This is a genomic window from Variovorax sp. SPNA7, from assembly GCF_033807855.1.
Taxonomy (GTDB): domain Bacteria; phylum Pseudomonadota; class Gammaproteobacteria; order Burkholderiales; family Burkholderiaceae_C; genus Variovorax; species Variovorax beijingensis.
On record NZ_CP138513.1, the window covers coordinates 771,906 to 787,202 of the forward strand.

The window sequence follows — 15,297 nt, forward strand, 5'->3', positions numbered from 1 at the left end:
ATCTATGGATACGGCGCCAGCACGAGCGCCAGAGTGAGGAACTGAATGTCGATCGAAGGGCTGCAAGAAGCTTCAAAATTGCCTGTGACAAACACGGGTGCCACACGCCAAAGGGTCAGTGGCGTCGTCATCGCCTACAACCGGGTTGATCTGATAGGTACCTGCCTCAGGGCACTGTCGTTTGTCGACGAACTCTTGGTAATTGACAAGTCGTCAACAGATGGAACCGCGGAGCTTGCGGCTCAGTTTGCGGACCGCGTGATCGTCGTGCCCTGGTCGCCTGTGGTTGAGGAAACCAGGGCGTTTGCGGTCGCGACCTGCAAGCACGACTGGATCGTCTGCATGGACGATGATGAATGTCTGAGCGTCGAGGCCGTTCGCTTCATCGAGCGCGAACTCATATCTCCCCGCGCGTCTGTCTACTTGTTGCCGCAACGGCACTACATCATGGGCCAGCACGACGAGCGTGCCTACTATTGGCCTGAATTCCAGCCCCGGTTTTTCTCAAGAAAGGCAGTAACCTTCCTTGAGACGGTGCATGGCGGTATGAAGTACGACGAGGCGACGGCCTATGTCGTTCCCTACGAGGACGGTACCTGCATCCATCACCTGTCGCACAAGAACGTAGAGCAGTGGATCGAGAAGGCCAACCGCTACACATCGAGGCCGGACCGCGTGCGAGTCCCGCATGCAGGTGATGATGTCGTGGCGTTCTCGCACGAGAATATCAACCGCTATGTCTCCGTTACCAAGTCGAGTGAACCAGGAGGCTATCCACGCGCTGTGGCCGTGTTGCGCGCGCTGTACGACATCCTCGATCGCCTCAAGACGTGGGAAGAAGAGGAGGGTGTCGACGGTGATGCGGCATTTCAGGCGATTTGCCGCCAGCTCGATGCAGCGTATGCCCGCGAACTCCCACTTCGAAAAGTTGCGGCACCGCAGATCGATACCTCGCAATTGGTAGCGTCGGCAGTACCGCCAACTAAAGCGCCCGAGCGCAATGCGGTCATCAGCGATGACGCGTCGCTCGAGACATTGCGTCGCGCAATCGAAGCATTGCGCGAGTCGTTGCGCCACGTGCGCGCAGCAGCAGAGGTCGAACGACGGGGCGCCGCCGCGGCACTTGCGTACGAGCGCCATTTGTTGGCGGAGAGCAGCGAGCAACTTGTGGCGCAGGAAACCAAGCTGCAAGAGGAGGCACGAGCGAACGCAACTCTGCATGAAGCGCAGATACTGCAGGCATCCAGAGACCTCAGACTCGCGCGTAGCGAACTTCAGGTCCAGCACGACCAGGCTCTCGTACTTCGACAGCAGATTGCAGCGGTGCAAGCGGAAGCGGATCAGCTGAGAGCTGACGCTGCAAGCGCGCGCCAGCAATTGCATGCGGTCTATGCCTCTGTCAGCTGGCGGCTCACCAGCCCGATGCGCGGCATTGCCTCGCGTCACCCCAGGGCGGTGGCTGGGCTGCGTGGGTTCCTCAGGCGGCATCCGAAGCTAAGGCGAGCGGCGGTGGGAGCCGTCAAAGCCGGATGGCGACTTATCACGCTTCGTCAAGGAAACACGCCAGTATCGCCGGCGCCGGCGCCGCTGTCCGAAGGCGAACTGTTGCCCGCATTGGCTCCGAGTACGGACGTCGAGAGGCGCTTTGATGTACAGCGCCTCGATGTTCCTTCGGTCGCACGCACTCCTGCTTCGAAACGCCGCGTGCTTTGCGTCAGCCACGTGATGCCTTACCCCCCTCGTGCTGGCAACGAGTATCGAATTCACCAACTGCTTACGTGGCTGTCGAGCGCTGGCTACAGTCCGCTGGTCGTGATCTGTCCGCTCCCGCACGAGGTGCCTTCCGATAAGCAGATCGCAGCGGCCGCCTCGGTCTATCCGAATTTCGTCGTGTGCGGGCGCGACGGCGTGATCCATCACAACCTCGACAAAGATTCACCGCTCCTCGAGGGACTTCATGGTGGAGTAGCCCGCGACTTCGCTGCGACGCTTGGCGAGCAAGTGCCTGCGACTAAACGCGAACGGGACTTGCTGAGTACCATGCGCGCCTTCTGTCCGAACGTATTGATCGAACTGCTGATGAAGCTCGATGCAAATTGGAGTCCGGACATTCTTCTGGCCGAGTACGTGTTCATGACGCGCGCTTTTGCCGTGATGCGGCCTGAGCTATTGAAGGTGATCGACACCCACGATGTGTTTTCGACCAAGGCGCGCAAAGTGCAGCAGTACGGCGTGTCCGATGGACTCGCACTGAGCGATGCCGAGGAAGCCGCTTTGCTCAAGCGGGCTCAGCTGCTGATAGGAATTCAGCCCGAAGAAACCCGTGATCTCATGCGGCTTGCCCCAGGATGCAACGTGGTAAACGTGGGCGTCGATTTCCCGGTGAATACGAATGCTGTGGTACCACCACCTCAGCCGATTGTTCTGTTGGTGGCCTCTAGCAATCCAATGAACGTCAAGGGGACGAAGGACTTCCTGAGCTTTTCATGGCCGATCATCCGCAAGGGAAGGAGTGATGCCGAACTGCACATCGTCGGCGACGTGGGCCGATCGATTGCTATCGTTCCCGATGGTGTGAAAGTGCTCGGCCGGCTCGACGACTTGAACGCTGCATATGCGAGTGCCACTGTTGTCATCAACCCAACTGTGGCCGGCACGGGCCTGAAGATCAAGACAGTCGAGGCAATTTGTCAATTGCGGCCGGTGGTTGCATTCCCCGCTGGAGTTGATGGCATCAGTGCCGCGGCGAAGCCGCTGCTCCACGTGGCCTCGGACTGGTTCCTCTTCGCCCAACACGTCTTGCGTGTCCTCTCGGAACGGCCAGACGCCGAGATGCTCGCCGGACTTGGCATCACACTCGCCCGCGAATTTTCGCCCGAAGTTGTCTATGCGGAGCTTGCCGGTGCACTTGATGAATTCTGAATCGATGACGACCTCCGCCGGATCTTTGATTGTCGGGCCCTACGATCTGCTGGTTGATCTGTCTGCCTGCGCGCTCGATCAGCCGGGGTTCGATCAGCACGTTGCCAAGCTTCTGAAGTACTGCGGTTTTGGCGACGTCCTGGATCGACTAAGTGTCGTAGTACCGCCGAGACTTGAACTTCAGCCAAGGCCGGATTGGAGCGGTGTGCTGCAAGCCAATGCCGACGGCGCTGCATTGTTCGACCTTGCCGTCGAGGAAGCTGCCATGCGGCGCCGGGCTTTGTTGGTTGTCATTGGACCATTGCTCCCGTCCAACGAAGTGCTCCTGCACCTTTGGCGTGCCATTCATTCAGATCCATTGCTAGGTGTTGCTCAACCACGCTTCGCCGATGCGAGAACCGATGGTATCTTTCCATACCCGCATTCAGCGGAGGTTGCGAGCCATGGGCTCACCTCAAAAAGAGCGCTGGCGGAGTTGCCGGAGATCACGATCACGGCAGAACTGCTGGCGTCGTGCCTTTTACTGCGCCGCGAGGTCGTCGCGGCGCTCGGGCCCTCCGGGCCATTTCGCAGTTTGACTGGTGCGCTCGCCTTGGGGTTGTGCCGGGCAAGACGCAAGGGCTACCGAAATGCGGTCTCCAACAGGGCGGTTGTCGTCCTGCCTGTGGATCCCAGCGAAGAGGCGCACCGGCTTGCCTACCCGCAGCTCGAATCAGCCGACATGGCGACACTGCTCGACAGGTATCCTGACCACGCACGTGCAGGTGCCGAGATTGAACGCCGTGCGAACCGGCGGCTGGAGCAACTCTTGGCTGCAGCGCATCCACCTGTGCGCCAGCCGAGGCGCCTTCTGCTCGATTTCCGTGGCATGTCCGCCATTCACAATGGCACATCGCAAGTGATGCTTGGTTTGCTCGACGGCCTTTCGTCGATCGAACACCCATCTTGGGAAGTCGTGGTCCAAAGCCAGTCCGAGGCCGCGAGATTTCACGGCTTGGCCGAGCGTTATCCCGGTCTTGTCCATGCACATGGCGACATTGCAGGCGCATACGCTGCGGCCCTAATGCCCAATCAGCCATGGGCGTTGGAAACCGTGGCGCAATTGCATCGCCACGCGTTGGTCAACATCTTCAACATCCTGGACACCATTGCCTGGGATGTGCTGTATGCAGTCGATCTTCGCGTGGAAGAAACTTGGCGTTTCATCGCTGCGCACGCGGATGGGCTTGCCTACATTTCTTCTTTCAGCCGCCAGCGGTTCCAGCCGAGATTTCCGGTGAAGCCGAGCGTGCAGGAGAGGGTCATTCACCTGAGTCTCGATGGCAACGACCACTCGGATCCTGCAGTCGGTGCGCAGGCGCCGCTCGATCATGTGCTGCTGTTTGGCAACGACTACGACCATAAGGACCTAGTGCCGACATTGCAGGTCTTGTCCGATGCCTTCCCCTTGCAGAAATTCATGGTTCTTGGTGCGGCCTCTTGTGCGCTGCCGCGGGTCGAATACGTGCCGAGCGGACAGGTATCGGGCGACGAGGTTCACAGGCTGATCGCAACCGCGCAGGCGGTGGTGTTTCCGTCGCACTATGAGGGCTTCGGGTTGCCGGTGGTGGAGAGCCTTGCCTACGGGCGTCCCGTGCTGGTTCGAAAATCCGCCCTATGGGACGAGATTGCTGCGCATTCATGCTTGCCTGGCCGGATGATCGAGTTCGACGATACGGTCTCTTTGGTCGAGGGCCTGGGCCGAGTGTTGGCGGGGCTGCCGGTGAGCGAACTGTCTTGCGCTACCGCACTCGCCGATGGCGTGCCTCCCCCGAACTGGCACAGCTATGCGTTGGACCTGCTCGATTTTGTCGAGGAATGCCTACACCGCACCGACATTGCACGTTGGACGGAGCGAGAACATACCTTGACGTGGATGAAGCTATGACCCCAAAACTGCGGATTGCCACGCTTATGGCCCGCCACGGTACCGCTAAATATCAGTCTGCGGTGGCCGATCTCCGGGCACTGTTCGAACAGCGCCTCCCGCAGATCGAGCACACCTTCATCGTTGTTGACAACGCGCTGCCTCCATCGCACGAAGAACGCCTTGATGGCGGCGTGATATTGATCGGTGGGTCCAATGCGGCCTGGGAATTCTCTGCCTGGGATAGTGCCATCGCTTATCTAGGCTCACGCCTCGACGACTTCGACTTCGTCCACCTTGCAACGTCCGCATTCAGACAACTGTACGTGGACTACCTAGACCGCTTCAGCGAGCGTATGTTGAACCTCATGCTGGGGCGCAGCGTGGCGCTGGGCCATGTTGACTACTACAACGAGTCGGTTTCACTGCTGGGCGTGGGTTCTCAGTCGTGGCTCAGAACATCATTCGTCTTTCTTCCGCCTGCTGAGATCAGGCTCTTGAGGTCATTGGTAAGCGTGACCAGCAAGGAGATCTTTTTCTCGGGAAATCCCTCGGAGCCGTTCTTGAAAGAGGCGCCAATTTCGACCGGCTATCGAAAAAACATTCTGGGCTGGCTGACGGGCGACGGTACCGAGCAGGGGGTCGAATGGCACTCGCGCTTCAGGCTCGACGCCACGACGTTGCCTTTCTTCGAGAGCAAGGTGCTTGCGATCTTCAACGAGCAGATGCTCAGCAATCGGCTGAGAGCACAAGGTTGCGCGGTAGTTGATGCCACTTGGGCGGCCACCGTGGTCGAGAACCTCGGACAGCGAGGTGAGCCGTTCTCCATTCCCCGCTGGCAGGAGCAATTGGTGGCACGCGACAGCGTCGCGGCGCCGGTGAGCCTATTGGTGTAGCTCAAGCTCAAGAAGCCCGCTGTTGAAGTCGGGGGCTCGCATTGAAAGGCGGACCGCATGACCGTGGTCATAAAAGGGCTGAGTTTGCTGCCGCTCGGTGTGAAGGAGACCTGCTGCAGAGCAGGACGCCTCATGTTTTGAGCGCAGTGGTCGCTTTGATCTCCGAAAGAACGAATCGGCAAGCTTCATCCAGTGAGACAATGGTGTAGTTCTCGTGTCTGAGTGCGTCAGCGAGAGCGCCGTGTGCATTGCTCACTTCGTCCTCGATCAGCTCGGCAGGAAGGTATGACGGGGGCTGGCCTCCTTCGGTCTGCGCCGCGACAGAGAGGGCTGGCTTCGACTGCGTCACCCGCCGATTGGCATGCGCCACGCCCGGCACACAGGTGAACCATCCGATCTTGTGCTGCACAGTACCGTGGTGACAAACGTAGAAGTCGCAGGTTCGCGCCAACGCCAAGGCCTCGGACAAAGGACGCCCCGCGGTCTGATAGATTTTTGAATTCCGCTGCACGAGGCGGTTAGTCACCTTTGCTGCCACGTCTGCATCAGCGGCCGCAATGGCGTGGTTGGAACAGTCGCCCAGTTCAACCAAACGGTCGTCGTCTTCGGACAGCGAATGCCCATCGAGCACAATATCGCAACCCGGGTACTCATCGATCAAAGAGTGCGCTAGTTCAGTGAGAAACTGCACTTGATTGGTGATGGTGCGATTGCGTGTACGAATACTCAGCCAAAAGCGGCCGGCTGGGTTGCGCCGAACGGCGGCTTTGGGGAGGTCAACTGTGCGCTCGACGTGCTTGAATACACGAGCTTTGGCGCCTTCCGTGACCAGCATTCCGGCGAGCTGCACGAACAGGGTGTCACGGCAGTTCAATTGCTGAACCCGCGATGAGTGCACATATCTGATCTTCCAGTTCGGGCAGTCGTCGAACAATTCCGCCAGCGGGCCGAGCGGCTCTTGCATCACCACCACATTCGTGGTCTCCAGCGCGAAATCAGGCTCATCTGCGATCAGCCGGTCCAATGCGCCGAGCTGATTCCAGATGTGATGTGCGAAGCTGGCGTCGCCCGTCACTAGATACGGGGTCGGACCACTGACCCGATCCATGTCGAGCGGCAGCCTGTTGAAGATCGTCATGGCTTTGCGGACGTGGCCCTCGGTCACACCCCAGGCTTCATCCCCAAGATTCACCAGGATTGCCCTCTGGGGAAGGTAGATGCCCTGAATTGGCGCACCCTCCCCGAGGGAGCCGGCGAACAGCCAGAAGTTCAGCGCAGACCCGAAGCCATAGGCGATGGTCTTGTCTTCGAGCAGAACGGACTGGGTAGCTTGCACTAGCTCGTTGTCCCACACAGAGCAAACGACAAAACGGCCTTTCCGCAGCAAGTCTCGCTGATACCAGCGACCGAGGCACTCCCTGTGCTTGGCCTGCTTTTCCTCAAGATCATCGATCAGGTGAGCTAGATAGGGGACGCCCAGTGCGGCTATTTCGTGGGGGTTCCTGCGAGATGGCGCGGCCTGGATGACGCGGAGTGGATCGCTGTTCATCATCGGTAGAAGGATACCGCGCTGGCATTGCCCCAGCGTTCGCGCCGGGACTCGCCCTCGCTGCGGATGACGACCCCGCAAGCAGCACAACAAACCGCCGGCGGGCTTGGCCGATCCTAGGTCTTGAGCACGCTGACGGCGGCGGCGGCCAGCATGCGCTTTAGAGTGTCCTCGAGATGCGGTATTTCGAGCTTGGCACCATGGTGTTCAAGCAGCGCGTCGAGCTTGGCGGGATTGCCGCAGAGCCTGTGCACCTCGTTCGCCCGCACGAAGGCCGGGTTGACCTCGATTCGTGGAGTGTGGCCCGTCATACGCATGAAGGTATCGAGCACGTGGCGAAGCGTGTAGGGATGCCCGGTACAAATGTTGTAGCTTTCGCCCGGCTCTCCGTGAGCAAGAAGCAAAAGGTAAGCGTCGCAGAGCATGCGCACGTCGTTGAACTCACGTTCGACGTCGAGATTTCCGAGCTCTATGGTCGGTGCGCGCTTCGCGAAGTGAAGTGCAAGCTTGGGAATCAGGAAGCTCGGGCTCTGCCCGGGACCTGTGTAGTTGAAGGGCCGCGCGATCACCAGATCGAGGCGACCTTCATAAGTACGCGCCATGTATTCCATGGCGAGCTTGCTCATGGCGTAATGATTGACCGGCGCGGGCGGCTGGGTCTCGCTGATTGGTGACTGTGCCGTGTTGCCATAGATGTTGGCACTGCTAGCCAGAAGCACGCGTTGAGGCCGCGCAGGCAGCTTGGCGAGCGCATCGAGCAGGTTCGCGGTGCCCACCACGTTGACGGCATAGAACGCCTTTTCATCCGCATGCCCGACGAAGCTGATCGCCGCCAAGTGAACCACTGCATCAGGTGACGTCTCAAGCACTTCCTGGCGAAGCGCATCGCTGTCCGTCAGATCAGATCGCAACGCGATGACTGCATGTCCCTCGGCCGATGCGCGTTCGGAGAAATGTAGGCCGGTAAACCCCTCGGCGCCGGTTAGCAGAATTCTCAAAACGAGAAGCCCTGGCGATTGCGTCGCAGGTCTGCCTCGACCATCATCTGGCAGAGTTCCTCGAGCGTGGTCTTTGGCTCCCAGCCGAGTTGGGTCTTTGCCTTGGCCGGATTTCCGATCAGCAGTTCGACTTCCGCGGGGCGATGGAATTTCGGGTTGATGCGCATGACGGTCTTTCCGGTAGCCGTGTCCACGGCCGACTCGCCCTCGCCGCTGCCATTGAAATCCACGGCGATGCCCGCGCCCTTGAATGCCATGCTCACGAAGTCGCGGACGGTTTCGGTGCGGTTGGTTGCCAGCACGTAGGTGTCGGGCGCATCGGCCTGGAGCATCCGCCACATGCCCTCGACGTATTCCTTCGCAAACCCCCAATCGCGCTTGGCGTCGAGATTGCCAAGTTCAAGGGCGTCGAGCTTGCCCAGCTTGATCTTCGCGACGCCGTCAGTGATCTTGCGGGTGACGAACTCTCGGCCGCGCAACGGGCTCTCGTGATTGAAAAGAATGCCGCTGCAACCGAAGATGTCATAGCTCTCACGGTAGTTGATGGTCATCCAGTGGGCGTAGAGCTTGGCAACGCCATAGGGACTGCGCGGATAGAAAGGTGTGTCTTCCACCTGCGGAACGGCTTGCACTTTGCCGAACATCTCTGAGGTGGAAGCTTGATAAAAGCGAATTTTTGGGTTGACGAGTCGGATGGCCTCAAGCAGGTGCAGAGCACCCACGCCCGTGATCTGCGCGGTCGCGACGGGCTGGTTGAAGCTCACGCCCACAAAGCTCTGGGCGGCAAGGTTATAGACCTCGACCGGCTCCGCTTGGCGAATTAGCTCGATCGAACTTCCCAAGTCGGTTAGGTCGTACTCGATCAGATGCAGGTCGGGGTTGTTCTGAATGCCCAGTTCCTCGATGCGCCAGAAGTTGACCGAACTGGTGCGCCGATAGGTGCCATAGACGACGTACCCCTTGGCGAGCAGCAACTCGGCCAGATAAGCGCCGTCTTGACCCGTAATGCCCGTTACAACGGCATGTTTCTTCATGAGAACCTTTTCTGTATTGTCCAAAAGTTCGCAAACACGGCGATCTGCGCCTGTGGGGCAGGATCCGTGAGTGGGGGTTGGATTGGACTTGTGGAAGTCTCGATTTTGCCAAATCGGGCGGCCCGGAGGTCACGGCATGTTTGGTTACGTATCTTGCCTGCGCTCGAGTATCAAGCGGTTCCAGAGATCAACGAAGAAGCTCTCCTATTGTTATAGGCAGAGCGAAGCGCGCGCCGCACTCAAGTGCAACAGCGATGCAGATTTGCGTGGCTGAAAGCCAACAGTCGACGGTGATAATAAATGTGAAAAAGCGCCGGCCAGAATACTGGCGGCCATGTCTCACGGAGGGGGGCAGAAACTGGGGGGCTCGAAGGGCGGGGGTCCGCAATGCTCCCAGATAACGAAGCAAGTATGAGTGACACACCACGAGACGCAGAAAAGCTCGCCGAAGCGGAGCGGCAGATCGCTGCACTTAAATTGCGATTGGAGTTGCAGGGACGGCTTGTACTAAGCAGCGACGATGCGCGCGAGGCCCAGATCGAATCGGCAAATCAACGCGCGGCGCTCGCGCTGCAGCAGCAAGACGAGTTGCTCCGATCAGCGTCCTGGCGACTGACAGCTCCGTTGCGGAGGGTGTCGGCGGCGATTCCTTCGTCCTGGCGCGGGTATCTGCGTCGCGCAGCCAAGGCAACGTGGTGGGTCGCGACGCCCTGGCGCACGCAGCAGCGGCTGCAGTTTCTCAAGGAGCGTCGCCGAACGGTTGACGCAAATGCCTCTCGCGTTGTGCCCGCCGCCGGCGTTGATGTCGGCTGTGACAGCCAGAACGCCTATCGACAATGGATCGCCGAGAACGAGCGTCGCTCTACCGCGTTCGTGGAGGGGGCTCCGAGCCCGCAGCTGAGTTTCCTGCTTTGTGCAAGTGGCACGCAGCTTGAGATGCTGAGCGAGACCGTGAAGTCGATTCGTGCGCAGGACTTGCCCCAGTGGCAACTCCTCGTCGCCGACACAAGTGATCATGCTGGCGCGCTTGATGAACGCCTTCGCGCGTTGCAGGATGAAGAGCCGCGGGTCATCCCGGTACCCGCGCATGGAAAGAGCCGCGCCGAAGCGCTGGCCGCCTGTTTTTCGCATGCCGAGGGCGATTTCATCGCGGTGCTGGACGCCGGCGACGTCATTGCGCCGGGCGCTGCAATCGAAATCGCAAATGCGCTGGCCGAGGCGCCGGCCAGCGATATTCTTTACTGCGATGAGGACGAGCTGTCGGCCGAAGGCGGACGAATTCGGCCCTACTTCAAGCCGAGTTGGTCGCCGGAACTGCTCTATGCCTTCAATTACTTCGGGCGCTTGACGCTGTTGCGTCGACAACTCGTCGAGGCGGCGGGCGGCGTCGACCCCGAAGCGGGCGCCGGCCTCGAGTGGGATCTGAATTTGCGCGCGAGCGACATCGCGCAAACCATCACCCGCATTCCCAAGGTGCTGTGCCACCGTGCGGCCGATGGTCACCGAGACAGACCAGCCGCCGATTCGGCGGAGGCTGCGGCGCAGCGCGCCGCATTGCGCAAGTTCTGGGCGCAAAAGAACATTGACGCCTCCGTTCAGACGCAACCCGATGGCACCCAGCACGCGACCTGGACGATTGACCAGCCCCCGCTCGTCTCGATCGTGATTCCTTCCAAGAACAAGGACCATCTGCTGCGCATGTCTGTCGGCGGGTTGCTGCGGGGAACGGCATACGCGAACAAGGAAATCATCATTGTGGACACCGGCTCTACCGAGCCGGAAACGCTGGCGTATTACGCCGAACTCGCATCGGAGCCAAGCGTTCGCATCGTTCATTTCAATAAGACCTTCAACTATTCCGCGGCGTGCAACTACGGCGCTGCGTTCTCGCAAGGCGAGATCCTGCTATTTCTCAACAACGACATCGAGGTCACCTCTCCCGACTGGCTGCACGAAATGGTGCGCGTCGCGATGCGCCGGGGTGTCGGAGTGGTCGGCGCCAGGCTGGTGTTTCCCTCGGGCGAACTGCAGCATGGCGGCGTGGGCGTCGGCATTCACCTGTGTGGCTTGATGTATCGCGGCGCCGATGGGCGCGGCTGGGGCGTGTTCGGTTCGCCGGACCACGCCCGCAACTGGCTCGCGATCATGGGCGCATGCCAGATGGTGCGGCGCGATGCCTTCGAACGCGTCGGAGGCTTCGACGAGTCGTACCTGATCGCAATGAGCGACGTCGCTCTCTGCTTGAATATCTGGCGCGCCGGCTACCGGACTGCCTACGTACCGCAGGCGCGCCTTGTGCATCACGAAGGCGCGACGCGAGGCAACAGCAACCCCGGGATCGACATGTGCCGGGTGGCTGACGACATTCGTGCGCTGGGTATCGACGACGACCCCTATCTTCATCCCGAGCTGGATGCGAATCACGCGATTCCAGTCCTTCGGGTCGGCACGGCGCCCGCCGTCCGCGAGAAGCTCAAGGCCAGCCTTCGCGAGTTCGGCTCGCCAAGGCCGCAGCCACAGACCCTCGATCTGTCGAATGACGGCGTATGCCTGGCCGTTGCCATGCTGCCGCGCGAGCGCGTGATTTGGGTGCCACAGCCTGTGCACGGCGTGCGCGACGTCTGGTCTGCGGCGAGATGGTGTCTGGATCTCTTGCGTACGTGCGCCGATGTTCGCCTGCGTTTCCCCGGTGCGCTGTCCGAAGGCCTCGATGGCGCGTTCTGCCGTTGGCTCGAAACTGAAGGCGCGGACCGTTTCGGACTCAGTGAAGACGCGCTCGCCTCGATTCGCATGTTGTGGTCGGAGGATCTCGCAACTCGTGCGCGGCAGGTGTTTCTCTTTCACTCGGAAGTCAGGGTTGTCTTGCCTCATGGCTTATTGCCTATTGGCAGACGTGAGCTGTTCCACTGGTTCATGCAGCATGGCCGGCGCAATGGAGGCCTGAGGCTGGAGGAAGTCTGGTGGCTGTTCTGGACGGCTGCAGAAACACCCGAGGCCGAACTGGTCAGGGCCTACGAATTCACGCCTGGCTGGCAAAAGCTCTACCCCGACGGGCTGACGGTTTTCGGCCGCCGCGCGTTTGCCTCCTGGTTCTGCGCAAATTACCGCGTGGCCGAACTGTGGACCGACCCGATGCGCTGGCCCGTTGACATCCCGCCCGCCCGGCAGCTTCGATCGGCCTATCGCGCGCGCGAGCAATGGCAGCGTGCATATCCCGAAGCGCTCGACAAGGTCGAGGCCGCCAAGGCGCTGATCGAATGGCTCCAGTTGCCCGAATCCATGCAGCCAGAGGCGGTGCGGGCATGGTGCGCCGGTCTCGACAAGGAAGGCGTGGCGGCTGAAATGACGATGCTCGGCGTCAACGTCATCGGTCATTTCTCGTATCCGTCCGGCCTGCGGGTTTCCGTGGAGGCACTGGCGAAGGGCTTGCGGAGTGTGGGCGTGCAGACGGCGCTGCGCGACCTCCGCACGGATAAGAAAGACGACCCCGTCCATGCGCAGTTTCGCGATTTCGAAGACTTCGAAACGACCATCATCCACACCCAGCCGGAGCCTTTTTTCAACGAAGCCTACAGCCGCAGCGATCTGAGCGAGCACGTGCCGCGCACCTATCGGATTGCGTATTGGTACTGGGAATTCGACTCGATTCCCGACTCGTGGCTCGATGCGGCTGCCAAGGTCGACGAAGTCTGGACGGCTACTGAGTTCGTTGCCAAGGGCCTGCGCGAGCGGCTCTCGATCCCGGTCCGGACGATATTCCCCGGCGTCGCGCTTGGTACTTATCAGCAGCGAGCGCGCAAGTACTTTGGCCTGAAGGACAGCAGTTTCACGTTTCTATTTACGTTCCACATGATGAGTGTGATGGAGCGCAAAAATCCGCTTGGCCTTGTCCAGGCATTCAAGGCGGCGTTCTCTGCGCAGGACGATGCGACATTGGTGCTCAAGACGTCGTTCGGTGACCGTCATCCGGCGCAGTTGCAGGAGCTGCGCGCCGCCGCAGAGGGCCACAACATCGTGGTGATCGATCAGGTCTACAGTCCCGACGAAGTGCTGTCGCTGATGGACGCGTGCGACGCTTATGTGTCTCTGCATCGCAGCGAAGGGCTTGGTCTCACGATGGCCGAGGCAATGCTGATGGGCAAGCCGGTGATCGCCACCAACTATTCGGGCAACGTCGATTTCATGAGCGAGGAAGACAGCCTGCTGGTGCCCTACAAGTTGGTGAAGCTCGGTCGCCCGATTCCTCCTTACGACGAGAAGCTCGAGTGGGCGGAGCCATCGACAGAGCATGCGGCCCAACTCATGCGGCGCCTATATGAAGACCGTGAATGGGCAAAACAGATCGGTGCGCGCGGCAAGGCCCGCGCGGCCATCGACCTGTCTTTGGAAACTGCGGGCCATAGGGCCGCGGCACGGTTGGCCGAGATCCGGATGCTTCTTCGGACGGGTTCGAGGAACTGAGCCAATGGCGCCCGGGCGACGCCCGCGGCGCTCAATGACGCGTGACTGTTCAATCGATCAGGCGGTCAATCGGCGCTCGGCCACCTCAGCCATGTACTCTTCCATATCCACCGCTTCAAGGCGGCCATGGTTGAGTTTCACAACCTTGTTGCACTCTTTCGCGATCAAATCGGGTGAATGGGAGGCAAGCACCAGAATGCCTGACTTGGACACCACATCGCGCATCCGCTTCTCGGCCTTTTCGGTGAATTCCGCGTCGCCCACCGACAGCCATTCATCCATGAGCAGGATGTCTGCCTCGACGCTGGTCGAGATCGAAAAAGCCAGGCGCATCATCATCCCAGTGGAGTAGGTACGCACGGGCATGTCCACATACTGGCCGAGTCCGCTGAATTCACAGATCTCGGGCGTACGCCGGTCGATTTCTTTCTTGCTCATGCCCATCACGAGGCCGCGCAGCATGATGTTCTCGACACCCGTCGCGTCGACCTCGATGCCCAGTGATGGATCGATGAGGCTCGAGACGCTTCCCTCACGCCGGAACTCACCTGCCGAGGGCTCGTAAACGCCAGCCAGGGTACGCAGCAAGGTCGACTTCCCGGCACCGTTGTGGCCGATGAGTCCCAGACGATCGCCGCTGCGAAGTTCTAGGTTGATGTCGCTCAGTGCCTGGACGACGGTGACGCCCGTCTCCTTGCCGAAGCGCCCGCCCGTGACAGATGCCGCAAGCGTCTTCTTCAGCGAGGCCGCGCCTGCACCATAGATGGGGAAATTGACTGCGACGTTCTTGAGTGAGATGGATGCCATATATCAGAGCCAGTAAACGACGCGCCGACGGTACTTGATGAAGAGCAGCGAGGAGGCGACAACGCTCACGACTGTCCAGGCCAGGATGCCGAGCCAGCTATGCATTTCCGCCACGCCGCCCATCAGCGGAGTGCGTAGCAGGTCGAGCATCTGTGCAAAGGGGTTCCACAGGATGTACTGAGCACGTCCCGGAAGGCTCTCGGGAAGCCAGAAAACGGGTGTCAGGAACATCAACATCTGCATCACGCTGGTCACGATCTGGGTCACGTCCCGGTAGCGCGTGCAGATCAGGCCGAGCAGCAGGCCGAGGGCATGCGCGTTGATGACCAGGATCGCGAAGGCCGGTAGTACCAGCAGTGCCGACCACGACAGTGAAATGCCGGCCCAGAGAGCCACCGGGATATACAGCACGATCTGATGCGCGAACTGAATCAGGTTGCGCGCGATGCTTCGCCAGACAAAAAGGCTGATCGGGAAGTAGCCCTGCTTCAGGTAGTTGGATGAGCCCACGAACGCGTTGCACGCCTCCGATACCACGCTGGAGAAGAAGCCCCAGAAGATGATCCCGAGTGCGAGGTGCGGGAAGAACTTGGACAGTTCCGTGCCAAAAAGCGAGCTGTACAGCGGACCCATGCCACCGATCATTGCGCCCATGCTCAGCGTGAGCCACAGCGGCCCCAGCATCGAGCGCCGGTACCGCAGCACAACGTCGAACCAGGCCAAG

At 60.3% G+C, this 15,297-nt stretch carries 9 protein-coding genes; 4 read left to right on the top strand and 5 right to left on the bottom strand.

Annotated features, from left to right (window positions below; translation table 11 throughout):
* Window positions 1-45: 45 nt before the first annotated feature.
* Genes RZE77_RS03475 through RZE77_RS03485 form a run of 3 tightly spaced genes read left to right on the top strand, consistent with a single transcriptional unit; the run spans window position 46 to window position 5,724 of the window.
* Complete coding sequence (locus tag RZE77_RS03475) at window positions 46-2,922, top strand: glycosyltransferase (protein ID WP_319440708.1); 2,877 nt, start codon at window positions 46-48, stop codon at window positions 2,920-2,922.
* A 4-nt stretch (window positions 2,923-2,926) separates the two neighbouring features.
* The gene (locus RZE77_RS03480; RefSeq protein WP_319440709.1) at window positions 2,927-4,849 is read left to right on the top strand and encodes a glycosyltransferase; all 1,923 of its coding nucleotides are present in this window, start codon (window positions 2,927-2,929) and stop codon (window positions 4,847-4,849) included.
* Entirely contained in the window at window positions 4,846-5,724 is an 879-nt protein-coding gene (locus tag RZE77_RS03485; protein ID WP_319440710.1) for a hypothetical protein, read from the top strand. Before RZE77_RS03480 ends, RZE77_RS03485 begins: the two co-directional genes overlap by 4 nt.
* A 130-nt stretch (window positions 5,725-5,854) precedes the next feature.
* Here RZE77_RS03485 and RZE77_RS03490 read toward each other — a convergent pair whose 3' ends face one another.
* The 3 genes from RZE77_RS03490 to gmd form a co-directional block, all read right to left on the bottom strand.
* The gene (locus RZE77_RS03490; protein WP_319440711.1) at window positions 5,855-7,276 is read right to left on the bottom strand and encodes a hypothetical protein; all 1,422 of its coding nucleotides are present in this window, start codon (window positions 7,274-7,276) and stop codon (window positions 5,855-5,857) included.
* 113 nt (window positions 7,277-7,389) lie between these two features.
* On the bottom strand, window positions 7,390-8,271 hold the full coding sequence (locus RZE77_RS03495; protein WP_319440712.1) for a GDP-mannose 4,6-dehydratase: 882 nt from the start codon (window positions 8,269-8,271) through the stop codon (window positions 7,390-7,392).
* Window positions 8,268-9,305, bottom strand: coding sequence for a GDP-mannose 4,6-dehydratase (gmd, locus tag RZE77_RS03500; RefSeq protein ID WP_319440713.1), 1,038 nt, complete (start codon window positions 9,303-9,305; stop codon window positions 8,268-8,270). Before gmd ends, RZE77_RS03495 begins: the two co-directional genes overlap by 4 nt.
* 411 nt (window positions 9,306-9,716) lie before the next feature.
* Here gmd and RZE77_RS03505 point away from each other — a divergent pair, with 411 nt between their 5' ends.
* Complete coding sequence (locus RZE77_RS03505; RefSeq protein ID WP_319440714.1) at window positions 9,717-13,766, top strand: glycosyltransferase; 4,050 nt, start codon at window positions 9,717-9,719, stop codon at window positions 13,764-13,766.
* A gap of 57 nt (window positions 13,767-13,823) precedes the next feature.
* Here RZE77_RS03505 and RZE77_RS03510 read toward each other — a convergent pair whose 3' ends face one another.
* Window positions 13,824-14,573, bottom strand: a complete 750-nt coding sequence (locus tag RZE77_RS03510) for an ABC transporter ATP-binding protein (protein ID WP_125965845.1) — start codon at window positions 14,571-14,573, stop codon at window positions 13,824-13,826.
* Between the two features lie 3 nt (window positions 14,574-14,576).
* Entirely contained in the window at window positions 14,577-15,296 is a 720-nt protein-coding gene (locus tag RZE77_RS03515) for an ABC transporter permease (RefSeq protein ID WP_319440715.1), read from the bottom strand.
* Window position 15,297 lies beyond the last annotated feature (1 nt).

What these genes read in the sequence shown, in the direction of transcription:
- RZE77_RS03475 (WP_319440708.1), top strand. Translation starts at nt 46, where the DNA reads ATGTCGATCGAAGGGCTGCAAGAAGCTTCAAAATTGCCTGTGACAAAC.
- RZE77_RS03480 (WP_319440709.1), top strand. Translation starts at nt 2,927, where the DNA reads ATGACGACCTCCGCCGGATCTTTGATTGTCGGGCCCTACGATCTGCTG.
- RZE77_RS03485 (WP_319440710.1), top strand. Translation starts at nt 4,846, where the DNA reads ATGACCCCAAAACTGCGGATTGCCACGCTTATGGCCCGCCACGGTACC.
- RZE77_RS03490 (WP_319440711.1), bottom strand. Translation starts at nt 7,276, where the DNA reads ATGATGAACAGCGATCCACTCCGCGTCATCCAGGCCGCGCCATCTCGC.
- gmd (WP_319440713.1), bottom strand. Translation starts at nt 9,305, where the DNA reads ATGAAGAAACATGCCGTTGTAACGGGCATTACGGGTCAAGACGGCGCT.
- RZE77_RS03505 (WP_319440714.1), top strand. Translation starts at nt 9,717, where the DNA reads ATGAGTGACACACCACGAGACGCAGAAAAGCTCGCCGAAGCGGAGCGG.
- RZE77_RS03510 (WP_125965845.1), bottom strand. Translation starts at nt 14,573, where the DNA reads ATGGCATCCATCTCACTCAAGAACGTCGCAGTCAATTTCCCCATCTAT.